This is a genomic window from Flavobacterium pallidum (assembly GCF_003097535.1).
GTDB classification, from domain to species: domain Bacteria; phylum Bacteroidota; class Bacteroidia; order Flavobacteriales; family Flavobacteriaceae; genus Flavobacterium; species Flavobacterium pallidum.
The window spans coordinates 2,046,762-2,072,661 of the sequence record NZ_CP029187.1 but is presented as its reverse complement, the minus strand read 5'-3'; the positions used below and the strand labels follow the sequence as shown (position 1 = coordinate 2,072,661).

Sequence of the window (25,900 nt, the reverse complement as noted above, 5' to 3'; positions counted from 1 at the left end):
TAGTAATTTTACAGGAAATTCAAACCTTCCACATGCCAACCGACTGTATCACTTATCAGGATTCCGGGTATTTTACTCCGTTAATTGTCGATTACCTGAACCAGAAACCTGAAGTACAGCAATTTTACAGCCGGTTTCCCTTATTGGAAAATTTTGCAGGACAGATTGCAGAAAAGCAACAACGTTACGCCCATGAAAACCGGGCCGTTTTGGTTGAAGAACTTGGAAAGCAATATGCTGGTGTAAAAATATCGGAGCTTACGAGGGAAAATATTTCGCTTTTGGCCCAAAACAATACTTTTACAGTAACTACCGGCCACCAACTGAATTTGTTCACCGGCCCGTTATATTTTCTGTACAAGATCATCTCGGCGATAAACCTGGCGAAGGAACTCGGCGCGAAATATCCAGAAAACCATTTCGTGCCGGTATATTGGATGGCGACGGAAGACCATGATTTTGAGGAAATCAATTACTTCAACTTCCGGGGCAAAAAATTCAGGTGGAATCGTGAAAGTGCCGGAGCTGTGGGTCGTTTATCCACAGAAGGTCTTGATGATGTACTCGATATTTTTGCAATGGAACTCGGTCCGGGAAACCATGCACAAAAACTGAAAGACCTTTTCAAGGAGGCTTATCTCAGCCACACCAATCTTGCAGATGCCACACGTTTCCTTGCCAATGAATTGTTTGGGGAATACGGAATCGTAATCATCGATGCTGATGCTGCAGCCTTAAAAAAAACATTCATACCATACATCAAATCGGAATTGGAGCAGCAGGTTTCATTTGGGAAAGTGTCAGAAACGATTGCAAAATTCGGGGATTATACGGTACAGGTAAATCCGCGTGAAATCAACCTTTTTTACCTCGATGATGCCTTGCGGGAACGTTTTATTTTTGAAAACGGGAAATATTTCGTTAACAATACCGCTTTAAGTTTCACCAAAGCCGAAATTTTCGATTTGGCTGAAAAACATCCTGAAAAGTTCAGCCCCAATGTGATCACCAGGCCGCTTTACCAGGAAGTGCTGCTACCCAATTTATGCTACATAGGCGGGGGCGGCGAAATTGCGTACTGGCTTGAGCTGAAGAGTTTTTTCGAAGCGGTGAATGTCACGTTCCCGGTACTGCTGATCCGCAACTCTGTATTGCTTTCCACTGAAAAACAGGCTCGCAAAGCCGACAGGCTTCAACTCGGATGGCGGGACCTGTTTATGAAGCAGAATGCTTTGGCAAATAAAAAGATCCGGCAACTTTCTGAATTCCCGATTGATCTTTCTGAGCAGAAAAAATTACTTTCCGAACAATTTCAAAAACTCCACAATATCGCTTTACAAACCGACAAATCCTTTATCGGTGCAGTAAAGGCTCAGGAAGTAAAACAAACAAAGGGACTCGAAAATCTTGAAAAGCGTTTGCTTAAAGCGCAAAAAAGGAAGCATGCTGACGAATTAGAACGCATAACAGACCTTCAGAATGCCCTTTTTCCGTTCAGCGGACTTCAGGAAAGGACGACTAATTTTTCAGAGTTTTATGCAGAATATGGAAATGACCTGATTAAGGCTTTGGTTTCCAGATTAAAACCATTTGACAACATTTTCGAAATCGTTATTTTTTAATCATTCTCTTATATTTGTACTTCTGTAAAAAGTTATCAATACGCAAACGTTTTCGTATGTAATTTTATTTATGCCTGTTCATAAGCATGTTAATTTTTAATTAAATTTAGCCAACGCTTTTAACAAAAACAGGTAATAATATGAAAAAAAATCTACTATTTCTTATCGCATTAATATGCTTCTCATTGGGGAATGCGCAAAGCATCTCCATTGTTGGGGAAGCTGTGGGAGGATGGGAGGATAACGACCCTAACACTCCGGACACCCACATTATGTCTACTGTCGACAACATCAACTACACCTTTTCAAATCTGGCTGTCGCAACTGCTGACCCGAATGGTGGCGGTGCGAAATTCAGGCAGGATGGTGCGTGGGCTATCAATTGGGGGAATGCAGCATTTCCATCGGGTACCGGAACACAGAACGGCGCAAATATTTTAACGGTTGCAGGCACTTATGATGTAACATTCAACCGTCTGACGGGCGCTTATTCCTTTACAAATGTGGTTACATACCCAAGCATCGGAATGATCGGCACAGCAGTAAACGCAAATGGTTTTAACGGGCCTGATGTGGATATGGTCACTTTCGACGGCATAACTTACACCATTACCAATTATAATTTCCTCTCAGGCGAAATGAAATTCCGACTCGACGATTCATGGGATAACAGTTGGGGAAGTACTGCATTTCCTTCAGGAACTGCTGTGCTGAATGTTCCCGACAATATCCCAGTGCCGGCAGGTACTTATTCGGTATCGTTCAACAGGATTACCGGTGATTACAGTTTTACGTTCCCTAGTATTGGTATCATCGGAACCGCAGTGAGTGCTGGAGGTTTTAACGATCCGGATACTGATTTGATGACGGCCGATGGTGTACATTATGTCCTGTACAACCATGTATTCACCGATGGCCTGGCCAAATTCAGGCAGGGAGACAACTGGGATGTCAACTGGGGCAATGCAGATGGCGACTTCCCTTCAGGAATCGGGACGCAGGGAGGAACAGACATTCCGGTGACGGCAGGCACTTATACTGTAAATTTCAATCGCGAAACCGGGGCTTATTCATTTGATGCGCCGGTGGTTTTTGCCAACATTGGAGTAATCGGTACTGCGGTAAGCGCTGGCGGATTTGATGATCCGGATACGGATATGACCACCACGGACGGGATTACCTACACTTTAGAAAATTATGTATTTGCAAACGGCCAATTGAAATTCCGCCAGGACGATGTTTGGGACAACAATTGGGGCGGTGTAGGATTTCCAGGTGATACTGCCAATTTTAATGGCCCGAATATTCCTGTAACAGCAGGCACATACACCCTTACATTCAATATCAATACATTGGCCTATTCTTTTACAGGAACTCCTTTGTACCCGACAGTTGGCATCCTGGGCACGGCTGTCTCTGCTAATGCATTTAATGGAAACGACATCAACCTGACCACTACGGATGGTGAGACTTACATTTTGGAGAATTATACCTTTGTTGCCGGTGAAGCCAAATTCAGGCAGGATGATGCCTGGGATATCAATTGGGGCAATCCCGCTTTCCCAACAGGGATCGCTACACAGGGCGGGAGTAATATTACAGTCCCAGCAGGAACATTCAATGTGTTTTTTACACGTTCAACCGGTGCTTATGAATTCACTACAGTGGGTGCATTCCCGGCTGTCGGGCTTATAGGGACCGCCGTAGATGCCAATGGTTTCGACGGCCCGGATACTGATATGGCTACTACAAACGGCATACTGTATACTTTAGATGGTGTCACGCTAATGGACGGAGAAGCGAAATTCCGCCAGGATGATGCATGGGATATGAGTTGGGGTAGTGTCAATTTTCCGTCAGGTACGGGAACTGTGGGCGGTGCAAATATTATGGTCACGGCCGGTAACTATGATGTTACATTCAATAGATTGACCGGAGATTATTCATTCGATAGCACTTTGCCGGTTTATCCAAGCATCGGAATTATCGGAGATGCTGTAACGGTTGATGGCTTTACAGGTGCCGATGTGGATATGCAGACTACCGATGGCATCACTTATACCTTAATGGCTTATACTTTTACGGATGGTGAAGCAAAATTCCGCCAGGATGACAATTGGGATGTAAACTGGGGAAGTGTTGATTTCCCGTCAGGTACCGGCACACAGGGTGGGTCAAATATCGAGGTAGCTGCGGGAACGTACAATGTAACGTTCAATATTTTGACAGGCGCTTATTCGTTTGACTTTGTTAACATAGGAATACTTGGAACTGCACTTAATGGATTTGATGTAGAAGATACCGATATGACCACTACCGACGGTGTGAATTATTACCTTGACGGCATACACCTAACTGATGGCCTGATTAAATTCAGGCAGAATGACAATTGGACTGTAAATTGGGGTGGAACAGATTTTCCTGGAGGAACATACACTTTGAGTGGCGAAAATATTCCTGTTACCGAAGGCGACTACATTATCACTTTCAACAGGCTCACAGGAGTAGGACAGTTTGACGAGGTTATCCTTGGAGTCAACGAACCCGCTCAGGTTACATTTTCGGTATTTCCCAATCCTTCTTCGGAAAGTTGGAATTTCTCGTCAAGAGGCGATAACCTGCATGACATAGAAATCATTGATGCAACCGGAAAAACGGTCGTGAGTAAAAACCTTTCAGGAAACCACGCTACAATCGATGCATCGTCGCTTTCTTCAGGATTGTATTTTGCAAAACTGACTTCCGATAAAGGTTCAAAAACCATTAAAGTAATAAAGAACTGATTATTTAGAATTTGGTTAATCTGAAAATCCTCCGGTACGAAACAGCTAGAGGATTTTTTTTGCGATTGGGGCTGATTACTTTACACAGATTTCATTATATGGTTTTAAAAAGCTACTTTTGCGCAAAATTTAAATAAAAATGGCAACAAACAGAACTTTTACAATGATCAAACCTGATGCGGTTGAAGCCGGAAACATCGGGAATATCCTGAAAATGATTACCGACGGAGGATTCAAAATCGTTTCACTGAAATTGACACAACTCACAACCGCTGATGCGAAAGCATTCTATGCAGTACATGCTGCAAGGCCTTTCTACGGCGAATTGGTCGAATTCATGTCGAGAGGCCCAATCGTTGCGGCTATTCTTGAGAAAGAAAATGCTGTTGAGGATTTCAGGACTTTGATCGGTGCTACCAATCCTGCGGACGCTGCTGAAGGCACTATCCGTAAAGCTTACGCGAAATCAATCGGAGAAAATGCCGTACACGGTTCAGACAGCGATGAAAATGCAGCTATTGAAGGTGCTTTCCACTTTGCGGGAAGAGAGGAATTTTAATTAGACACGCTGCGCTTTGACTATAAGACTACAAAAAATCCCGTTCCTATTGAACGGGATTTTTTATTTTATATTTTCTGTCAATCTAAAAATCCAAAGCCGCAGGCGTTTCTGAAAATTTGTCGCACAGCGTTCCCTAATCTATCGCAACACCACTTCTCTCACCACTTCCCTACCCAATTCGTCATTAATCATCCTGATGATTTTATCCTTTCCGTACGCGAGTTCTTCACGCAATACCGAAGAAGAAAGTGCCACATAAAGCGTATGCCCTTTTAAGATAACTTCTTTGGTATAATTCCTGACACCATTTCCCATCAGCGAATCCCATGCTTCACGGACAGCGACAACATCCATGCCGGGCTGGAGTTTATTCTGGCTGATGATTTCTTTCAAAACATCGCTTATCGGGCTTTCGTTACTGAGTCTTTTTGCCATTACTTCAGGGAAAATTTTACAGGCCTTTTATAGTGGTATTCCATTCCTGAGCTGTCCACAAGGACCATTTCTTCGGCACTGACCTCTTCAATCTTGTCTCTCCATTTGCCATAAGGAGTCATATAACAAATGTAAAAATACTGTTTCTCTTCTTTTATCTCGACATCCTCTTTCTGGTCGTTTACAATATAATGACCGTCAAATTGCGGCATGACTTTTTTACGAAAACCCTTATTGTCCTTTATTTCAAAATAATCAATGGTTTCATTTATTTTGAAATCTTTCTTTTGGCCGGTTGCAGAAATCGTTTGCACAATTTCCCAATAGCCGTTGATATGGGAAAGGCTTTCTTTTTTTACATCGGTTTTACAGCTGTAACAAACGATGGCAATCAATAATAGGAAGGTTATTTTTTTCATGGCATTTAAAAAATAAATGTAGTAAATAAGCCGTAAATACAATGTGTTTCGCAACGATATTTACTAATTTTAAATTTCAAAAAAATCTCCTGATGCGAAAAACACTTATAGCACTCATACTCATTTGCTTTAGCTGCAGCAAAGACGAAAAAAATGAAATTGCACCTGTACAAACCATGTATTTTCCCAGTATCGGCAGTGAAACATGGGAAACAGAATCCTTTTCGCGCTTAAACTGGAATGAAAATGCAAAGCAATCACTGGTGGATTATCTCGAAACAAAACACACCAAAGGGTTCATGATACTGGTCAATGGCAGGATCATCATGGAAAATTATTTTAACGGCCATTCCGCCACAACACCGTGGTATTGGGCCAGTGCCGGAAAAACACTTACTTCAACTGTCACCGGAATTGCCGCACAGCAGGGATTTTTAGACATTAACAATAAGGTTTCTGATTATCTGGAGCCCCATTGGACGAGCGCCCCTTTGACAAAGGAAAACCTGATTACCTGCCGGCATTTGCTCACGATGACTTCCGGACTTGATGATGCCCTGGGTGACGATGTATCGCCTGCAAACCTGCAATACAAAGCCGATGCTGGCACGCGCTGGGCGTATCACAATGTGTATGTGAAATTGCAGGATGTGGTGGCTTCGGCGACAGGTCAAAGTTGGAATGCTTATTTCAATAGCCAACTGCGGGATAAAATCGGGATGACAGGCACATGGCTCACTTCCGGTGAAGACCTCAGCGTATATTGGAGCACCACCAGAAGTATGGCCCGGTTTGGGCTACTGATGCTCAATAAAGGAAAATGGGATGGCGTACAAATCCTGGATGAAAATTATTTTAATGCTGCGACCACCACGTCACAAGGCATTAATTCTGGTTATGGCTATTTATGGTGGCTCAATGGAAAACAGAGTTATCATCTTCCACAAAGCCAGTTTGAATTCCCGGGCAGCATCATTCCTTCAGGCCCGGATGATATGTTTATGGCATTAGGCAAAAATGACCAGAAAATTTATGTAATTCCTTCAAAGAAGATGGTGGTCATACGAATGGGGGAAGCTGCAGACAATGTGAATCTGGCTTTATCCGATTTTGATGAAGTGCTTTGGGAGAAGATCAGTGCTTTGTACGAATAGGTTTTTACTTGAAAAACGAATCGACAAACTCATATTTATTAAATACCTGCAGGTGTTCAATCCCTTCGCCGACACCGATATATTTCACAGGAATCCTGAATTGGTCTGAGATCCCGATGACAACACCGCCTTTTGCCGTACCGTCAAGTTTTGTAACGGCCAAAGCTGTGACTTCAGTTGCTGCGGTAAATTGCTTGGCCTGTTCGAAAGCATTTTGCCCTGTGGAGCCATCAAGTACGAGTAAGACTTCGTGCGGTGCATCATCAACCACTTTCTGCATGACGCGTTTTACTTTCGTCAGCTCCGCCATGAGATTGGTTTTATTGTGAAGTCGTCCTGCAGTATCAATGATGACGATATCTGCGTTTTGGGCTACCGCAGATTGTAGCGTATCAAATGCCACTGAGGCCGGGTCGCTGCCCATCTGCTGTTTTACCAAAGGTACACCTACCCTGTCAGCCCAGATCTGCAATTGGTCAATCGCAGCAGCACGGAAAGTATCTGCAGCACCAAGGACCACTTTGAAGCCTGCCTTTTTAAACTGGTGCGACAATTTACCGATCGTTGTGGTTTTTCCTACGCCATTCACACCGACAACCATAATCACATAAGGCTTCTTCCCGGACGGAATTGTAAATTCAGACGCTTCGCCCAGGTTTGTTTCAGATAATAAGGCGGCAATTTCCTCGCGCAGGATTTTATTGAGTTCGTCAGTACCGAGGTATTTGTCTTCGGCGACGCGTTTTTCAATACGGGTGATTATTTTAAGCGTGGTGTCTACGCCCACATCGGAAGCGACAAGGATTTCCTCGAGGTTGTCGAGTACCTCATCATCCACTTTGGATTTACCGGCAACGGCTTTGGTCAGTTTTGAAAAGAAAGACGTTTTCGATTTCTCGAGGCCTTCGTCGAGGGTTTGTTTCTTTTCGGAGGAGAATATTTTTTTGAAAAATGACATGGTCTGAATTCTTTCGTTAATATGTGCCCTGCATTCCCCTCCTCCGGAGGGGTGCCTGAAAGGCGGGGTGGTCAGCCCGGATAGCAGCGGAAAGCCCGCAGTGCTGAAGGCGCGGATTTTGAAAATTGCCGTGGCGACCAAAGGAAGCCGGCGGGAATTTTACAAAAGACCGCCTGAAGCGCGAGGACTTGCAGCGGATAGCCGGAAATGCTGCGCAAATATATAAAATAAAAAAGCTACTTCCGGTGAGAAAGTAGCTGTTCTATATAACGCAATGGTTATTATTTCTTTTTCAGAAATTCGTCTACGGCTTCAGGAGCCATGATAGCTTCAACAAAAGTGTAAGCACCGGTTTTCGGAGACTTCACCATTTTGATGGCTTTAGACAATCTTTTTGATTGTGTCTGTAATGTTGCTACGGTTTTCTTTGCCATGACTTTGTATTATTTAATTTCTTTGTGAACGGTTACACGCTTCAGGATTGGGTTGAATTTTTTGATTTCCAACCTGTCCGGAGTGTTTTTCTTGTTTTTTGTCGTGATATATCTTGAAGTTCCCGGAACACCTGAAGTCTTGTGCTCAGTACATTCTAAGATTACCTGGATTCTGTTGCCTTTCTTTGCCATTTTGCTAAATATTTATTATTGGGAAAGATTATTTAATAAATCCTTCTGACTGTGCTTTTTTCAAAACAGCAGCGATTCCGTTCTTATTGATCGTTTTAATTGTAGATGCAGCCACGCGAAGGGTGATCCATCTGTCTTCTTCAGCAAGGTAAAAACGTTTTTTCACTAGGTTTACAGAGAATTTTCTCTTTGTTTTATTCATAGCGTGGGAAACGTTATTTCCTACCATCGCTCTTTTGCCTGTAAGGTCACAAACTCTTGACATGATGCTTATCTTTTATCGTTATTCAAAATCAGGGTGCAAAGAAAAGAAAAATAAACCTATGCGCAAAATAATTATTCCACAATTTTTAAAATTTCTTTCTGAAGCATTTCAAGGCTTTTGTTTACGGTTCGGTCAATGACTTTTTCACGCGGCTGCCCGAAGTTGAATTCCTTTACAATCGTTTTATTATCAGGGGTTGCAAGCGCGATAAATACAGTCCCGACTTCCTTATCGGTATCATCTTTCGTAGGACCGGCATTTCCCGTTGTCGCAATGGCATAATCTGTTTTCAGCAGGCGTTTTGCGCTGAGTGCCATGGCTTCGGCCACTTCTGCACTGACTACGGTGTACTTTTCTATCGTTTCAGCCGGAATTTGAAGTAAATCCATTTTTACTTCTTTGGCATACGATACGATGCTGCCCTTATAATATGCCGACGCACCGGGAACCGAAGTCAGTATTTGCGCAATCTTGCCACCACTACAGCTTTCCGCAGTGGAAATGGTCAGTTTTTTTTCAGTCAGTTGCCGCCCAAGTACTTTCTCAATCGTTTCATCTTCTTCAAAACCCACAATAACCTCTGCTATGATTTGGGTCAATGAATGTATATTGTCCGCAATCGCTTTTTCAAGTTGGGCTTTATCAGTACCGCGGGCAGAGAGGCGCAACCTTACGCGCCCGGGGCTTGGCAGGTACGCGAGTTTGATAAAATCCGGCAGGTTGTTTTCCCAATCGGTGATTTTGTCGGCAAGCATGCTTTCGCCCATGCCGTAAGTCATGACGGTTTTGTGGATGATGTACGGACGTTTGTATTCGGCAACGATTCTCGGGATGACTTCATGCTCCATCAGGCCTTTCATCTCGTACGGCACTCCTGGCAATGATATGAAAACCGTCTTTCCCTTTTTCATCCAGATGCCGGGCGCGGTACCATATTGGTTGAACAGCACCGTACTTTTGGACGGTACCAACGCCTGGTCGATATTGGATTGCAGCAAGGGATTGGTGTTCCCCGTAAAATTGTGGATCAGTTTAGTGACATGCGCTAAAACTTCGGCGTTGCTGATGAGTGTGTCGTCAAAATAATCACAGAAGGTGTTCCTGGTCACGTCGTCCTTGGTCGGGCCCAATCCGCCGGTAACGATCACAACGTCGGAATCATCCTGAAGTTCACTGAAGGTATTGAGGATGTGTTGTTTATTATCTGAAATCGAGCGCATTTCTGCCACTTCGATCCCTATTTTATCAAGTGCGTTGGCTATAAATCCGGAATTGGTGTCCACGATTTGCCCGATGAGGATTTCGTCTCCGATGGTGATGATGGATGCTTTCATTTGTAATTGGTTCAGGGCTCAGGGCGCAAGGTTCAGGTAAAATATCTCTTAATATATGCTGCCGGGAAGAATTCAGATGTAAACCTTTACCCTATACGTTGCAACCTGCACCTATAAGTTAAAATCCTTCCTGATCTCCTTTACCGCCTTCTCCACGCGGTCCTCAATATCCTTAAAGGTATCCTTGATTTCCCTGCGCTTGCCTTCCCTTTTGGTCCAGTCTTCTACTACGAGGATTTCCTCAAAAGCGACAGTCATACCCAGAAGATCGAGGGTAGGCTTGATCTTGTGTGCAAAACTGTACGCCTGTTTGTAGTTTTTCTGTTCAATTCCTTCCTTGACCTGCTGTAGGTCGGCCGGGACTTCAGAGATGAAAAGCGAAACGATCTGCAGCACGAATTCGGTGTCGTTTTCCGAAATCGCATAGACCTTTGCTAAGTTATAATTTAGGGCCATTATTTTACCTGTATTCTGAATAGTTTGTGTTGTTCAAGAAAACCTTCCAAAACATCTCCGGGTTTCACTGCCGCTACGCCTTCAGGTGTTCCGGTAAAAATAATATCGCCTATTTTGAGTGTAAAGAATTGCGAAACATAAGATACCAGCTCGTCAATTTTCCACAACATATGCGAATTATTCCCCTTTTGGACCGTTTTCCCATTATTGGTTAACTCAAATGTAAGGCTTTCTATTGATTCAAACTGTGTTTTGGGTAAAAATTCTCCGATGACCGCCGAGCCGTCAAAAGCCTTTGCTTTTTCCCACGGCAGTCCTTTATCCTTGAGCTTTTGCTGCAAATCACGTGCGGTAAAATCAATCCCGACACTAATCTCGTCGTAATATTTATGGGCAAATTTCGGTTCGATGTATTTCCCGACTTTATTGATCCGGACGATGATTTCAATCTCATGATGGATGTCGTCCGAAAATTCCGGGATTACGAACGGATGCTGTTTCAGCAATATCGCAGAATCGGGCTTGATGAATACCACGGGTTCCTCCGGGCGTTCGTTTTGGAGTTCTTGTATGTGTTTGGCGTAGTTACGGCCGATGCAGATGAGCTTCATAGTCACAGTTGGCAGTCACAGTTAGCAGTCTGTAAACTGAGACTGCGACTGAGACTTTAAGATAATTTATTATTCAACTTCCTGAGTTTAATAGCCGTCAGGACTTTCTTGGTATATAATGGGAAATCCGCATTCTGGATCCAGCTGAAATAACCGGGTTCGGTTTCGAGGATTTTCTCGACTTTGGCGCCTTTGTGCTTCCCGAAAGTGAAGATTTCCTCGTCGTCTTTGTCAAACGCGATCATTCCGGCAAAATCGGCGATTTTTTTCCTTGTCGTAAATTCAGAAAGCGACTTCATGTCATTTTCGAGTGCATCATAACGATCAAGCTGTGCTTTCAGGATTTCGTATGTCGCTTCGGTATCTGCGGCAGCGGAATGGGCATTTTCAAGGTTTTTCCCGCAATAGAATTTCAGCGCGGCGCTTAAAGTACGTTCTTCCATCTTATGGAAAATAGTCTGCACATCAACAGAAACGCGGCTTTTCATATCAAAATCCAATCCGGCACGCAGTAATTCCTCTGCCAGCAGAGGGATATCAAACCTGTCGGAATTGTACCCAGCCAGGTCAGCATCCTTAATCATATTGTATATGGCGTGCGACAATTCCTTAAACGTCGGTTCGTTAGCGACTTTTTCATTGCTGATACCATGTACTGCTGTTGAAGCAGCGGGAATCGGCATTTCAGGGTTTACAAGCCATGTTTTGCTTTCCTTGTTGCCATTGGGGAAAATCTTGAGTATCGAAATTTCGACGATGCGGTCTTTACAGATGTCGATTCCTGTGGTCTCGAGATCGAAGAAACAGATCGGGCGGTGTAATTTGAGTTCCATTTTATTTAAATATGGCGCAAAGATAGTTGATAACGGGCAATAGTCAAATTACAATGCTGCAAACACGCAATAAATAGCTTCCGGTTGAGAAGGCTTGAATTTTATTTGATAACCTTAATGGCCGAGGATTTTTTACCATTGGAAACATTCAGTATGTAGATTCCATTTGATAACGCTTCAGGCACTTTCAACGTGGCTTCTCTCCTGTCTGGTAAATGCACAACCGAAATATCCGTAATTCTCCTGCCGGAAATATCAAATAAATCTGCCGAAAATATCTCATCGTCACTATGGATATTTATGGACGATGTAAAAGGATTCGGCCAGGTGGTGCATAAATCACTTTTCAAACCTGCTACATACAGGTTATCAAATTGCATCCGCGTTAACACAGAATGGTTGTCGTTCTGAGTAACACCGGTCCATCCGCCCATGACCAATTTGCCATCAGGCTGCAGCAGCATATCAATACTGTAATCAATTTGGTTCCCATTTATGTCGAACGCGAAGATGCCATTGCTCCCGAAAGAAGTATCGATCGACCCATTTAAATTGTAACGCATTAGCATAAGGTTGACCTCAGTACCATCATATACTGTCCCGCTGCAAAGGATTTTACCATCGTGGAGCAACAGCCTGGAAATCACCGATCCGGGAAACAGGCTATCATTAAAAATGACTTTCCCATTGTCCCCAAAACCGGCATCAAGGCTGCCATCGCTGTTGTATTTAATAAGCAAAGCGTTGGTGACACCAGATTGGTCAATACTTCCCGCAGCATAAATACCGCCGTCAGGAGCAGGAAGAAAAGTATATACATCCTGTTCAAGTGCAAAACTGGTTACCACCCTGCCGTTGGCACCGAAAGTCGTATCGGGCGAACCATCTGCATTGATCCTTAAGACCGCGATAGCCATATCATCTATGTCCTGGTTATCATATATACTTGTAGATCCGCCAACGATAATTTTCTCATCCACCCATTTGATATAATGAGCATATTCAATTCTTTGCGGGTCGTCTTCAAAATCCCCCACAACAAAGCCATCTTGCCCAAAACCAGTATCCAGCGAACCGTCAGGATTGTAGCGGGCAATTCCAAAAGTGGTGTGTGATGCCCAGGTTATTGTAACATAACCCGCCACGATTATTTTACCGTCTGGCTGGATGTCGATTGCTTTGGCAACGTCGCCGTGTCCTGCAAAATCTGTCTGTAGTATCCCATTAGTCCCAAAGGACAAATCAGGCGTCCCGTCAGGAAGGTACATGGCCATAGCGAAATTAAAATAATCGTAGTTGGAGTTGTTTGGGACCGTGCTTTTCGAACCGACGATCAATATGCGGCCGTCGGCAAGCAATTTCAAATTGTTATTGAACGCGTTTTCATCAACCAAAGAAGTCAGTACAATTCCATTATTGCCAAAAGTGGTATCTATACTTCCATCGCTGTTGTACCTGATAAGACCCTCGTTTCCGTTTAATGAAAAATCAAATCCCACAGATGATACAATTTTACCATCAGGCTGCAGCACTAACGATAGCAACGCATCGCCGTTTTCGTTGATTGTGGTTGTAGTCATTCCGTTATTACCGAAAGCAGTATCGTAGGCAAGATCCTGCGAAAAGCAAATACTGCATGCTCCTGCAAGGAGTGTTGCAGTTAATAATTTTATCTTCATTGTCAATTGTTTTGGTGAGGCTAATATATGTAAAAAACAAAACCCACTTATAATTCAGTGGGTCTGTATATATCATTTCCAGATTGCTGTTTTAAAAGCTTACTTCACTAATTTAATGACTGATGATTCATTTCCATTAGAAATTCTGAGGAAATAAATGCCTTTTGACAGCGTTGCAGGAAGGTTTAATTTTATGGAATTCAAACCTGCAGGGAAATCAGTGTTTGAAACCAGTGTAACTACTTTTTTACCTGAAATGTCAAACAGGCCAAAGGTGACTTTATCATCCTGTGGAAGGGTAAAATCCATGTTGATAAAATCCGAAGCAGGATTCGGGTAAACAGAAAGCGCATTTGATCCTAAATCACTAATGCTTAAATCTTCAGTGTTAAGCCTCAGCAATATGGTATCATAATATTCTGAACCGATATCTATCGAGCCTCCAAGCACCAGTTTACCGTCAGGCTGCATGGCTATGGTGCTCATATAAGTATTGGTATTGGCAATAACGGGCAAAAAGATGCCGCCGTCGCCAAATGTGGTATCTAAAGCCCCATCGGCATTCAGTTGCAACAACAGCAGGTTTGCTTTTTCATCATGGTAACTCACCCCCGTAAATAATATTTTCCCATCGGGCAATAACTGGTTCTTGTAAAATATATCATCATTCCCGTCATTAAAAACATCTTTGGTGAATGTACCGCTGGTCCCGAAACTGATGTCCGGTGATCCGTCGTTGTTGTATTTCATCGCCAACACCTTTGCCAATCCTGCTGAAAAAGTATATCCTGACAGGATTATTTTGCCATCGCCTGTAAGTACAAGCGAGTTCACGCCATTGAATGCCGATGGCGTTCCCAATATTTTGCCGTTGTCGCCAAAATCCATATCCATGCTGCCGTCCTGGTTTAGCCTCAACAAATATGGAACGGAAACTTCCGGTACGATATCGTAATTGATGCCATTCCCGGCAACCAGGATTTTTCCGTCTGGCTGCACCGCAATTGCTACCGGGCTTTCTGAAAAGTTACTATTATTAAAAACAGTTCCGGTGACTTTCCCATTATCCCCGAACGACGGGTCCGGATTGCCATCATTAAGATATTTCATTACCATATATTGCCCGGCATGGCTCTCCCATGTATCATATAAAGCTCCAGCCGCAATGACATTTCCAGCGGTCGTAGTCCCTATTGCCATTCCGAAACCGTAATTGCCCATCGCATTGGTAAGCGCCACACCATTATTCCCGAACGCAATATCCAAAGAACCATCGGGGTTGTATTTGCTTAACTCAAAATCCGCCGAAGAAAAATCGTCACTGAGTTTCATCCCAAACAACAACATCTTACCATCGTCAAGCAGCATGAAATTATGATTGGCGTGTTCCACTGAAGTTCCGGTATTTAATATCCCGTTGGTGCCAAAAGCGTTATCCGGGCTGCCATCCGCATTAAACCTCATGAGCACGGCCGTATTTCCTTCAATTTCTGTTTCAGCGCAACACATAATCTTGCCATCGGGCTGGATGAATACTGAAGTAATGGCATCATAATCGTATTGCTCCTGGAGTGAGATCACGACTTTCCCTTCGTTTCCGAAACTTTCGTCTAAAGACAGTTCCTGGCTCAGGGCCGGTAGTGAAAAAAGTATTGATAATGCAAACCACGAGATTTTCATAATAGAGCTTTTTAATTGGGTAATGATATTGCGATTTCCGGCATGTTTAACGGATACATGTATGCAGTTACTTTTAATCTGAAAAATTAATAAATTAAAAGCAGAACTTTTTAGTAACCATCGAGTTGTCTGCCAACATGATTTTTACTATTAAAAATGAATTGGAAGGCAGTACATCCTGAATTGACACTTCGTTTTTATCCAGTCGTTTACTCTGTAAAACCAGTTTTCCGCTCAAGTCATATATACTGACTGTCGATATATTGCTTGAAAGCGATTTTATATTTAAAATACCGCTGTCTTTATAAATCCTGATATCATTATCCAATACGTCGCCCATATTTCCTGTTGATAGATCATCCGCGGCCATAATACGTGTGATCCTGTTTCGCCCTGTGTTTCCGAAGAATGCAAATTCGCCACAGGCAATGACTTTGCCAGATTGAAAAGCAATATCAAAAATGTAACCACCGATGCTATTTGCAAACGTTACAGAGTTGATACTAAAACTTTCATCTACGCTTCCATTACTGTTAAGCCTTACGAGTCCAAATCGCGGAATCCCATTATAAGTTGTGAAACTACCTGATAAAATCATTTTCCCATCCTGCTGTACAAGTATTTTGTTAAAACTCCCCGAAATTGAAACACTATTTCCCGACAAAAAGCTATTGTCAGTAGTCCCGTCTCCATTAATCCTCAAAAGTGTATATGTCCCGCTTCCGACTTTGACAAAAACTATTTTACCATCAGGCTGCAGTGACATGCTTGTAACTTCTTCAAAATTCAAACCTACCGCGGGAGTAAAACTTAAATCCTGAGATCCATCTGAATTTAACCTCAATAATATTGCATTATTGGTGAAACCTGATTGGCGTCCAAGCACAATCTTATCATCTGGAGTAATCAATAGTGAAACTTGGTCCGCTAAAAGCGATGCTGGGATCGCGCTCAAAGTGTCCATGAAATCCTGATCGATGCTTCCATCAATGTTTAACCTGATAACACCATAGTGTACAGAAAAGTCGACGGTAAAATAAAATACTCCGGTTAAAATTATTTTCCCGTCCGACTGTACTCCAATATTAGTAATAGTTGGATCAAACCCAATGTTAGGAATAAAAGCACTATCCATACTGCCGTCCGGGCTCAATCTTACAAATTTATTCACCTCCTGCCCATTAAAACTTGTAAAATTGCCTGCAACCAAAATTTTACCATCGGCCTGAAGAGCCATTACCCTTGTATCATCATTGAATCCTGTTCCCGTATTGAAATCCGGATCCACGTCGCCGTCCGGCAGCAGTCGTACAATCTTGCTTTGTGCCGAGCCGTTGAAATGAGTAAATCTTCCTGTTACCAATATTTTCTCATCAGGTTGCACAATGGTTCGCCTGATGTAATTATCAGCTCCGGTTCCCGCGTTGACAGGTATATCAATATTAATTGTACCATCTTCATGAAGGCGGGCAAAACGGTTTTTGTTTGTTTTGTCATAATAATCAAAACTTCCCGTGACGATAATATTCCCGTCTGATTGCAAAGAGAGGTCTGAAAAAAAACCTAAATTATTTGCCCTGGAGTAAAACGTTTCATCCAGACTGCCATCCATATTCAGCCTGCAGATATTATGCGCATAGGTATCCCCGTTAGTACTAAAATAACCGGCTACAATAAGCTTTCCCGCCGGAGTAAAAACTGCATCGGTGATAGTATTATAAACGGGTGTTATCGGAACGTTAAATCCAGAGTCCAGGCTACCATCACTATTCAACCTCGCGATGACTCCGGTTTGTACCGCATTTACAGAAGAGAATTCCCCTGTAATTATTATTTTTCCGTCAGCCTGCGCCAATGTTTTGGTGACAATGTCATTAATTGATGCAGGTGTAAATGAAACGTCTCTGGTACCATCTTCATGAAGCCTTACAATAAAGTCCGATGGTTGGGAATTATATTGAAAAAATTCACCAACGGCTAAAATTTTTCCATCTGCCTGCAACGCCAATCCACGCACATTACCATTAAATCCTGTTCCGGTTGTAAAACTACCGTCTACAGATCCGTCAGTATTTAGCTTTACGATTCTTTTATAATTATTTGCGTTAAAAGCTGTAAAGTATCCTCCGGCAACAATCTTCCCATCCGGGAGCAACAAAATTGAGCTGACCACATCGTTCGCGCCTGTGCCAGTATTAAAACTACTGTCGAGCGATCCATTAGCATTAAGTCTGGCAATGTGATTAACAGGAATGTCATTGTAAGTTGTAAAATTTCCGCCAATGATGATTTTCCCATCGGGTTGGAGTACAATCGCCGAAATATAATCGTTTGGTCCGGTTCCGGGATCGAAAGACAAATCAAGAGATTCATCAGGATTAATCCTTGCAATCCTGTTCCTGTCATAGTCTTTATACCTGGTGAAACTCCCCGAAATGACAATCCTGTTATCCGGCTGTACAGCGTTTACGTAAATGGTATTGTTCGCACCGTTCCAATACCCCTCGTCCTGAGGATTGAATGATGGATCGTTTACCCAACTTTGTGAAAAAGCAGATATTGTAAGTAAAGTCGAAATCAACAAGGTGAGGATAGTTTTATTTTTCATATGTTAAATTGTTTTGGTATAGCTAATATATAGAAAATAAAACCGTTTAGGAATCTGAGGGGCGTAATTTAAGATGAATGGAACGACTTACTTATCGGGAAATAAAAAAGCCTTTCAGATGAAAGGCTTCCATTATTAATTGTCAATTATCAATTGTTAAAAATCCCTATTCACGTCAAACGCTTCCAGGTAATCGGCTACTTTCTTCACAAAGCTTCCGCCCAATGCGCCATCGACGACACGGTGGTCGTAAGAGTGTGACAGGAACATTTTCTGGCGGATGCCGATGAAATCGCCTTCCGGGGTTTCAATAACGGCAGGCACTTTACGGATCGCGCCCAAGGCTAAAATACCGACCTGCGGCTGGTTGATGATCGGTGTACCGAACACGCTGCCGAAAGTCCCCACATTAGTCACGGTATAGGTACCGCCTTGTGTATCGTCCGGCTTCAGTTTTCCGGCTTTGGCGCGGTTGCCCAGGTCGTTCACAGCTTTCGCCATGCCTACAAGGTTCAGTTGGTCCGCATTCTTGATTACAGGAACAATCAGGTTGCCGTTTGGCAAAGCTGCGGCCATACCAAGGTTGATATTTTTCTTTTTGATGATGTAATCGCCGTCTACCGAAATGTTCATTCCCGGGAAATCCTTCAATGCCTTGGCTACGGCTTCCATGAAAATCGGGGTGAAGGTGAGTTTTTCGCCTTCGCGCTTTTCAAAGGCGTTTTTCACCTTGTCGCGCCATTTTACGATATTGGTCACATCGACTTCAATAAACGATTGCACGTGTGCCGATGTTTGTACTGAAGCGACCATATAACCGGAAATCAGTTTGCGCATGCGGTCCATTTCGATGATTTCGTCGCCGCCGTTTACAGAAACAGGCGCTGCCTTTGGGGCCTCTGCTGTAATTGGCGTTGCTTTTACAACTGCTGCTGTTGGAGCGGTTACGGCTGGTTTGCTACCGGAATCTTTACGGTCGGCAACATATTTCAGGATATCGTCTTTGGTAACACGTCCGTCTTTTCCATGGCCTTCGATGGCTTCAAGTTCTGCGACAGAAACCCCTTCTTCTTTGGCAATGTTCTTCACCAATGGCGAAAAGAATTTCTCAGAGCCTGAAAAATCCTGAGGTGCAGCTACCGTTTCCTTTGCAGCTTCAACTGTTTTTTCGACCGTTTCAATATCGCCATTTTTCTCCATAGTGGCTTCAGATGGGGCATCGACGACTACGCCGCCGGACACTTCAATAATGGCAATGGTCTGTCCCACCTGCACTAAGTCATCTTTCTGGAATAGTTTTTCGACAAGGACACCGCTGACTTCGGAAGGGACTTCAGAATCCACTTTGTCCGTAGCAATTTCCAGTACGGCTTCATCGGCTTCAATCGTGTCGCCTACTTCTTTTAACCAATTGGTAATCGTCGCTTCTGCAACGCTTTCTCCCATTTTCGGAAGTTTCAGTTCAAATCTTGCCATATTATTAACCTGAAAGGTGGTTTTAGTTTTATGGGTGCAAAATTAATGTTTTTTTTGAGTTTTGGCTACGAATCGCTTAAATTTAAGCAGATTGAAAAATGCTGTTATTTTGCGACGTGAATCACCGTTCCCCTATCTACATTACTGTCGCTACCAATCATATAATCAGCATCTTGAGGAATAATACGAAAGGTAGTGCGGCCATTCTTCAAAGTTACGAAAGCGTCCAGAATGGTTTGAAAATCAAGAAAATTATTGTCAAATATCACCTGTACATGCTCCTTTCCCGAAAACGTTTTCGGTGAAGGCACGGCCTGCTGCATTTGGATTGTTGCAACCAAAGCATTTTCAATCTTTGCCTTTAATGATTGATTTTCAGATACCAGAATAAACAAATTTGGCTTTATTTTAGCCTTGGGTTTGCCCTGAAACCGTTTGATTGCAGCAAAATAAAAAGCCCCGGATTTTGCCATGACATCAAAAAACATTGATTTCTTAAAATGCTTGCTGTAGAAAAAATTCAGGAAATCCCGGAAATGCTTCATATACACTCCATCCTTTACCGTACTTTCTCCTTTATAATGGATGACGGCCGTTTCATGGAAATAGTAATTGTGTTTCTGCAGCAACAATGACCTATAAGACAAATCGATATCATCTGCATACATAAAGCAATTTTCATCGAAACCGTGCAACTCATTGTATAAATCGCGCTTCATCAGCATGAAAGCGCCCACCAGTATGTCTACTTCCCCGGTTTGGTTTTCGGGTAAATCCATGGCGTAATATTTCCCAAAAGCTTTCGGCGACAATTTATACAACCCGAAGATCTTTGTAAAGGCAACCCATGGCGTCGGGATGCCGCGTTTGCTTTCCGGAAGGAAATTCCCGGTGCCGTCAATGAGTTTTACGCCTACTATACCCAAATCCTGCTGTTTTTCGGCGAAAGCCAAAACCTTGGAAAAAGTATCCTCAGCAACCACTGTGTCCGGGTTTAAAATACAGATATATTGGCCTTTGGCCTGCGCAGCGCCAATATTATTGCCTTTTGGAAAACCGGAATTCTCTTTGTTTTCAATCAGTTTTATCTGCGGGAAACGCGATTTCATCATATCGCAGCTGTCGTCCTGGGAATTGTTGTCTACGACAATAATCTCAGCGTCAATACCATCAACCGCTTTTTGTACACTCCCCACGCAAAGCTCCAGGAAGTGGCGCACATTATAATTGAGGATGATAACGGATAACTTCATTTTTGAGTTACTGAGTTACTGATTTGCAGTACTTTGATTAAAAACTTTGCTAATTTGCTACTTGCCACTTTTCTTACTCAAATCAAAATTAAAAATCGCATTGGCCATGACCCCGTTGTTGTACTGGAAAACATTGCGGCCGTCAATCTCGCGGCCATATTCCAGGATTTGGCTGATGTAGCCTGCTTCAATGCTGAAGCCCCTGTTGAAACGGTGCCCGAAAAGCAGCCCCAGCCTGTTTTGGTCGAATACATTTTCATTCACATTCTTCCCGAAATTGACTGAAAGCTCATTAAACAATACCAGATAAGACGTTTTATCGACAATCGATTCGCCTTTTAACGGGCACGCCATCCTGAACATGTACCGGAAACGGTTCCTGTACGGGAACTGGTCCTCATGGCTAAGGTCGGCACTGGTATAGCGGCCCACCCAGCGTTGTTCCAGCGTAAAACGATGTAAAAGTGACAGGATTGACAATTTATCGGTAATGGTGATCATTTCAAAAGCGCGGTGTTCGTGATAATCCTTTCCGTAGCGGTTGATCGGTATTTCGCCATAAGGGAAAGTCTGCGCCCAGGCATAACCCACCCGGAATTGCACCCTTGGATGTACCTGATAAGTTCCTGAAATACGGATCATGTTTTGCTGTTTGTCTGTGATGAAGTTGTCGCGACGCCATTGGTATTCCGCAATAAAGCCCCATTTTTCATCAAGCCTGAAATTGCCTGTAGCGCCATACCACCCAATATTATTATGGGTGCTTAACCTTGTATTCTGTGCGAGGACAATGGGTGAAAACAGGAAAACTAAAATCGGTAAAAAGAAAGAAAATTTCTGACGCATCATTAAGGTTTTCTATATTGCGAAGGTATAAAAAAGTTGCCAGTAAGCATCCACAACCCAGAGTACTGAAACTTTACATATTAAACTTCGCACAAAACATTACTTTTGCACCGGGCATTACGTCCGCATAAAATAAAAATATTACCTGTGAATTATTTATCAGTAGAAAATATCTCTAAGTCGTTTGGCGAGCGCGTATTGTTTGAAAACATCTCCTTCGGCATCAATAAAGACCAGAAAATTGCATTCATCGCAAAGAACGGTACCGGGAAAACGACCATCATGAACATCATCAACGGCATCGACGAACCCGATTCCGGTAAAGTGGTGATGCGCAAGGAAATCAAGATGGCATTCCTGTCGCAGGTCCCTGATTTACAGGATGAACTAACGATTGAAGAAAGTATTTTCGCTTCGGACAACCCGATATTGAAAGTGATCGAGGAATACGAACAAGCGTTGGAAAACCCCGCTGATGAAGAAGCTTACCAACGCGCTTTTGATAAGATGGACCAGTTCAACGCCTGGGATTTTGAAACACAGTTCAAGCAAATCCTGTTCAAACTCAAATTAGAGGATTTTAAGCTTAAGGTCAAAAGCCTTTCCGGTGGCCAGAAAAAACGGCTGTCGCTGGCGATTATCCTGATCAACAGGCCCGATTTGCTGATCCTTGATGAGCCAACGAACCACCTTGACCTGGAAATGATCGAATGGCTGGAAAGTTATTTTGCGAAAGAAAACATCACCTTGTTCATGGTCACGCACGACCGGTTTTTCCTCGAACGTGTGTGCAATGAAATCATTGAGCTGGACAATGGGAAATTATACCAGTACAAAGGCAATTATTCTTATTATTTAGAGAAAAAGGAACAGCGCATCACATCTGAAAATGCGAGTATTGACAAGGCGCAGAACCTCTTCGTAAAGGAACTTGACTGGATGCGCAGGCAGCCAAAGGCACGTACTACGAAATCCAAATCCCGCCAAGACGATTTCTATGTGATCAAGGAAAAAGCCCAAAGCCGCCGGAAAGAGAACCAGGTCGAGCTTGAAATCAATATGGAGCGTATGGGCAGCAAGGTGATAGAGATGCACAAGCTCGTGAAGAAATTTAAGGACAAAGTGATCCTTGACAGCTTCAGTTACGACTTCCAGAGGGGCGAGCGTGTGGGCATCATCGGAAAAAACGGTACGGGAAAATCGACATTCCTGAACCTGCTCACCGGAACGATTGCGCCTGATGCAGGGAAAGTAGTGACCGGAGATACCATCAAAATCGGATATTACACCCAAAGCGGCATCAACCCAAAACCGGGGCAGAAAGTGATTGACATCATCAAGGAATACGGCGAATACATCCCGCTCATGAAAGGCAGGACGATTTCTGCAGGGCAATTGCTGGAGCGCTTCCTTTTTGACAGGAAGAAGCAGCATGATTATGTCGAGAAGCTCAGCGGCGGGGAATTGAAAAGATTGTATTTGTGCACCGTTTTGATTCAGAATCCAAATTTCCTGATTTTGGATGAGCCTACAAATGACCTTGATATTGTCACGCTGAATGTCCTTGAAAACTTCCTGCTCGATTATCCGGGCTGCCTGATCGTGGTATCGCACGACCGTTATTTTATGGATAAGATTGTGGACCACCTATTCATTTTCAGGGGGGAAGGACAGATTGAGGATTTCCCGGGGAATTACTCAGATTTCAGGAGTTATGAGGACAGTATTGAACCGACAAAAAAAGAACTGAATTCCGTAAACACCGAGAAAAATTCCTGGAAACAGCAACAGGTCCAAAGCGGATTGTCATTTGCGGAGCAGAAGGAATTCCAGAAAACAGAACGCGAAATCAAGGATCTCGAATTTGAGAAATCCAATATAGAAAAACAATTTGCAGACGCTAGTATCGCAGATGCCGATATAGAGAAAAAAGCCTCCGAACTGCAGGCCATTATCAAGAAACTGGAAGCAAAGGAAGAACGCTGGTTTGAACTGAGCGCCAAAATGGAAGGTTAGAAAATCGGCAGCCGTTTGCAGTGATGATCATATTTCAGGTAAAATCATATTTAAAATTCCTTTGGAAATCGACGAATGAACACGGGGTACATTCCCCTTTTGTGTTCAGTTTGGTGACCAAATGTTTTTATTGCGGGAAGCATGATGTGGAATATGGCATTTTAAGAGAATTCCGCAAATCACTTGTAAACAATCACCAAATCATTGATGTTACTGATTTTGGGGTGGGATCCAAAGTGTTCCGATCCGACCAACGAACAATTGCAGCGATTGCAAAAAACGCCGGGATTTCGGCAAAGCGGGCCGAACTGCTTTTTCGGATTTCAAAATATTTTCAGCCAAAAAACATATTGGAAATAGGCAGTTCAATTGGGTTGGCTACATCGGCATTAGCTGCTGCAAGTCCGCACGCCAAAATAACCACGCTCGAAGGCTGCCCTGAAACGGCTGCGGTTGCAAAAAAACAATTTGAAAAATTTGGTTTCAGAAACATTGATGTACTCATTGGTGAGTTTGAAGATTCTTTCGCATCATTGCAATCTGTGAGGCCCAACTGGGACTTAGTTTACTTCGACGGTAACCACACCAGCGAAGCTACTTTACAGTACTTTGACATTTTATTGCCAACGGTTACGAATAATTCGGTTTGGATTTTTGATGACATCCATTGGTCAGCAGATATGGAGTCGGCATGGGAAATGATTAAGGAACATCCGAAAGTGACGGTTTCAATTGATACCTTCCAATGGGGAATTGTATTTTTCAGGAAGGAACAGGAGAAAGAGGATTTTATAATCAGGATCTGATTAATCCTTTACAAATTTGAAGTTTTTGGATTTACCATCAGCGGTCAATCTGATAAAATAAACTCCTGAGGAGAATTTGCTGACATCGACGGCGGAATTATTTTTATTTTGTTCCGCTATCTTTTTGCCAAAAGCATCAAAAACCATTACTGTTTCGATAAAATCACCGGCGGCATTGCTAAAATAAACGATATCATGTGACGGGTTTGGGAATAAATAAATGTTTTCCAATTCATTGGCAACTGCATTTCCTAATGTAATGCACGTATAATTTACAGGAAAAAATGACGGCACGTGAGAACCATTGCCCAATTGCCCATAGAAATTATCTCCCCAGGCCGACATGGCATGGTTTTCCCTTAAAGCAATCGTGTGAAATTCTCCCGTATCGGCAAACACCCAATCATTGTCGGTACCTATCCTGGTCATGACTTTTTTCTCAGCATTGGTACCATCACCTAAAAGCCCGTTATAATTATAACCACAGGCCCACAATGATCCGTCCTGTTTGATGGCCAGCGTATTTGATTTTCCTATCCCTATCGATTGCCAATCATAATCGGTACCCACCTGTGTCAATATGTTGGTTTCAGTGTTAGTGCCCAAGCCCAACCTGCCGTCAGCATTGAATCCGGCAGACCAAAGTGTACCATCCTGCTTGAGTGCCACGGTATGGAATTCACCAGATAATGCCTCCAGCCAGTCACTCCCGGCACCTATTTGTATAGGGACAATACTGGATACGTTGTTCCCGTTCCCAAATTCCCCGTGTTCATTATTTCCCCACATCCATAAGGTACCATTCTTTTTGATGGCTACGGTGTGCCCGGGACCGGCAGAGACAAACTCCCAGTTATTATCCGTACCGATCTGGATCGGAATTTCTTTGTTGTACATGGTCCCGTCTCCAAGCTGCCCATAAGTTACATTATGTCCCCAGCCCCAGAGCGTACCATTATCCTTGATCGCCATGTTTGACCAGTATGTTGCAGAAATCATTGCCCAGTCATTATCTGTGCCAATTTGGGTAGGCATACTCTTATTGGTAAAAGTGCCGTCACCGAGTTCACCATAACCGTTATAACCCCAGCTCCACAATGTACCATCATTTTTCAGCGCCAGGGAATGTGAACCGCCTGCGGAAACCACATCCCAATTGTTTTCTGTACCGATTTTGACAGGGTAAACCCTCTCGATGGTGGTACCATCACCTAAAAGCCCATTGGTATTGCCTCCCCAGCCCCATAACGTCCCGTCATCTTTTACGCCCATGGTATGATAAACACCTGGGGAGACCGATTTCCAGCATTGTGCTTTCAGCGGCATTCCGATAATGGATATCAATAATGTTTTAAGTAAAAGTTGCTTCATCAGAAACCAGTCGTTAATAAAAACTTAAAATTACTAAACTTTTACTAATATTTTACAATTTATTAAAATTAAAAAATCCGCAACCATTAAAGGATTGCGGATTTTAT

The 25,900-nt window shown here is 43.1% G+C and carries 23 protein-coding genes; 6 read left to right on the top strand and 17 right to left on the bottom strand.

All coding sequences use genetic code 11. The features are described from left to right. Window positions 1-32: 32 nt before the first annotated feature. From bshC to HYN49_RS08450, 3 genes are all read left to right on the top strand, one after another. Window positions 33-1,622, top strand: a complete 1,590-nt coding sequence (bshC, locus tag HYN49_RS08460; RefSeq protein WP_108903708.1) for a bacillithiol biosynthesis cysteine-adding enzyme BshC — start codon at window positions 33-35, stop codon at window positions 1,620-1,622. A gap of 140 nt (window positions 1,623-1,762) precedes the next feature. Further along, window positions 1,763-4,405, top strand: a complete 2,643-nt coding sequence (locus HYN49_RS08455; protein WP_108903707.1) for a T9SS type A sorting domain-containing protein — start codon at window positions 1,763-1,765, stop codon at window positions 4,403-4,405. A 139-nt stretch (window positions 4,406-4,544) separates the two neighbouring features. Beyond that, on the top strand, window positions 4,545-4,964 hold the full coding sequence (locus HYN49_RS08450; protein WP_108903706.1) for a nucleoside-diphosphate kinase: 420 nt from the start codon (window positions 4,545-4,547) through the stop codon (window positions 4,962-4,964). 141 nt (window positions 4,965-5,105) lie between these two features. On the opposite strand, the gene HYN49_RS08445 is transcribed toward HYN49_RS08450, so the two are convergent. After that, window positions 5,106-5,402: a DUF721 domain-containing protein gene (locus HYN49_RS08445; protein ID WP_108903705.1), complete on the bottom strand. Its 297-nt coding sequence runs from the start codon at window positions 5,400-5,402 to the stop codon at window positions 5,106-5,108. Beyond that, window positions 5,402-5,821, bottom strand: coding sequence for a hypothetical protein (locus HYN49_RS08440; RefSeq protein ID WP_146185073.1), 420 nt, complete (start codon window positions 5,819-5,821; stop codon window positions 5,402-5,404). The genes HYN49_RS08445 and HYN49_RS08440 overlap by 1 nt, the downstream gene beginning before the upstream one ends. Window positions 5,822-5,913: 92 nt before the next feature. On the opposite strand from HYN49_RS08440, the gene HYN49_RS08435 reads away from it, so the two are divergent. Beyond that, window positions 5,914-6,975: a serine hydrolase domain-containing protein gene (locus HYN49_RS08435; RefSeq protein WP_108905001.1), complete on the top strand. Its 1,062-nt coding sequence runs from the start codon at window positions 5,914-5,916 to the stop codon at window positions 6,973-6,975. 4 nt (window positions 6,976-6,979) lie between these two features. On the opposite strand, the gene ftsY is transcribed toward HYN49_RS08435, so the two are convergent. From ftsY to HYN49_RS08365, 14 genes are all read right to left on the bottom strand, one after another. Next, complete coding sequence (gene ftsY / locus HYN49_RS08430; RefSeq protein WP_108905000.1) at window positions 6,980-7,933, bottom strand: signal recognition particle-docking protein FtsY; 954 nt, start codon at window positions 7,931-7,933, stop codon at window positions 6,980-6,982. Window positions 7,934-8,214: 281 nt separating this feature from the next. Then, on the bottom strand, window positions 8,215-8,367 hold the full coding sequence (locus HYN49_RS08425; protein WP_108370604.1) for a DUF4295 domain-containing protein: 153 nt from the start codon (window positions 8,365-8,367) through the stop codon (window positions 8,215-8,217). A gap of 9 nt (window positions 8,368-8,376) precedes the next feature. After that, complete coding sequence (gene rpmG / locus HYN49_RS08420) at window positions 8,377-8,559, bottom strand: 50S ribosomal protein L33 (protein ID WP_008253902.1); 183 nt, start codon at window positions 8,557-8,559, stop codon at window positions 8,377-8,379. Between the two features lie 28 nt (window positions 8,560-8,587). Further along, on the bottom strand, window positions 8,588-8,824 hold the full coding sequence (rpmB, locus tag HYN49_RS08415; RefSeq protein WP_108370603.1) for a 50S ribosomal protein L28: 237 nt from the start codon (window positions 8,822-8,824) through the stop codon (window positions 8,588-8,590). Between the two features lie 71 nt (window positions 8,825-8,895). Further along, on the bottom strand, window positions 8,896-10,158 hold the full coding sequence (locus HYN49_RS08410; protein WP_108903703.1) for a CinA family nicotinamide mononucleotide deamidase-related protein: 1,263 nt from the start codon (window positions 10,156-10,158) through the stop codon (window positions 8,896-8,898). Between the two features lie 111 nt (window positions 10,159-10,269). After that, entirely contained in the window at window positions 10,270-10,614 is a 345-nt protein-coding gene (locus HYN49_RS08405; RefSeq protein ID WP_108903702.1) for an Hpt domain-containing protein, read from the bottom strand. After that, a complete protein-coding gene (locus tag HYN49_RS08400) occupies window positions 10,614-11,225 on the bottom strand; it encodes a fumarylacetoacetate hydrolase family protein (RefSeq protein WP_108903701.1) in 612 nt (203 codons plus the stop codon). Before HYN49_RS08400 ends, HYN49_RS08405 begins: the two co-directional genes overlap by 1 nt. Before the next feature lie 56 nt (window positions 11,226-11,281). Then, the gene (locus tag HYN49_RS08395) at window positions 11,282-12,058 is read right to left on the bottom strand and encodes a 3'-5' exonuclease (protein ID WP_108903700.1); all 777 of its coding nucleotides are present in this window, start codon (window positions 12,056-12,058) and stop codon (window positions 11,282-11,284) included. A gap of 101 nt (window positions 12,059-12,159) precedes the next feature. Then, complete coding sequence (locus HYN49_RS08390) at window positions 12,160-13,737, bottom strand: T9SS type A sorting domain-containing protein (protein ID WP_108903699.1); 1,578 nt, start codon at window positions 13,735-13,737, stop codon at window positions 12,160-12,162. A 99-nt stretch (window positions 13,738-13,836) separates the two neighbouring features. Beyond that, window positions 13,837-15,417, bottom strand: a complete 1,581-nt coding sequence (locus HYN49_RS08385) for a T9SS type A sorting domain-containing protein (protein ID WP_108903698.1) — start codon at window positions 15,415-15,417, stop codon at window positions 13,837-13,839. A gap of 94 nt (window positions 15,418-15,511) precedes the next feature. Further along, the gene (locus HYN49_RS08380) at window positions 15,512-18,025 is read right to left on the bottom strand and encodes a delta-60 repeat domain-containing protein (protein ID WP_108903697.1); all 2,514 of its coding nucleotides are present in this window, start codon (window positions 18,023-18,025) and stop codon (window positions 15,512-15,514) included. A gap of 156 nt (window positions 18,026-18,181) precedes the next feature. Further along, on the bottom strand, window positions 18,182-19,501 hold the full coding sequence (locus HYN49_RS08375; RefSeq protein ID WP_108903696.1) for a dihydrolipoamide acetyltransferase family protein: 1,320 nt from the start codon (window positions 19,499-19,501) through the stop codon (window positions 18,182-18,184). A 104-nt stretch (window positions 19,502-19,605) separates the two neighbouring features. Beyond that, the gene (locus HYN49_RS08370; RefSeq protein WP_108903695.1) at window positions 19,606-20,754 is read right to left on the bottom strand and encodes a glycosyltransferase family 2 protein; all 1,149 of its coding nucleotides are present in this window, start codon (window positions 20,752-20,754) and stop codon (window positions 19,606-19,608) included. A 57-nt stretch (window positions 20,755-20,811) separates the two neighbouring features. Next, on the bottom strand, window positions 20,812-21,600 hold the full coding sequence (locus HYN49_RS08365; RefSeq protein ID WP_219928741.1) for a DUF2490 domain-containing protein: 789 nt from the start codon (window positions 21,598-21,600) through the stop codon (window positions 20,812-20,814). Between the two features lie 147 nt (window positions 21,601-21,747). On the opposite strand from HYN49_RS08365, the gene HYN49_RS08360 reads away from it, so the two are divergent. Beyond that, on the top strand, window positions 21,748-23,616 hold the full coding sequence (locus HYN49_RS08360) for an ABC-F family ATP-binding cassette domain-containing protein (protein WP_108904999.1): 1,869 nt from the start codon (window positions 21,748-21,750) through the stop codon (window positions 23,614-23,616). A gap of 26 nt (window positions 23,617-23,642) precedes the next feature. After that, window positions 23,643-24,422, top strand: coding sequence for an O-methyltransferase (locus tag HYN49_RS08355; protein ID WP_108904998.1), 780 nt, complete (start codon window positions 23,643-23,645; stop codon window positions 24,420-24,422). On the opposite strand, the gene HYN49_RS08350 is transcribed toward HYN49_RS08355, so the two are convergent. Then, on the bottom strand, window positions 24,423-25,793 hold the full coding sequence (locus tag HYN49_RS08350; protein WP_108903693.1) for an RCC1 domain-containing protein: 1,371 nt from the start codon (window positions 25,791-25,793) through the stop codon (window positions 24,423-24,425). Window positions 25,794-25,900 lie beyond the last annotated feature (107 nt).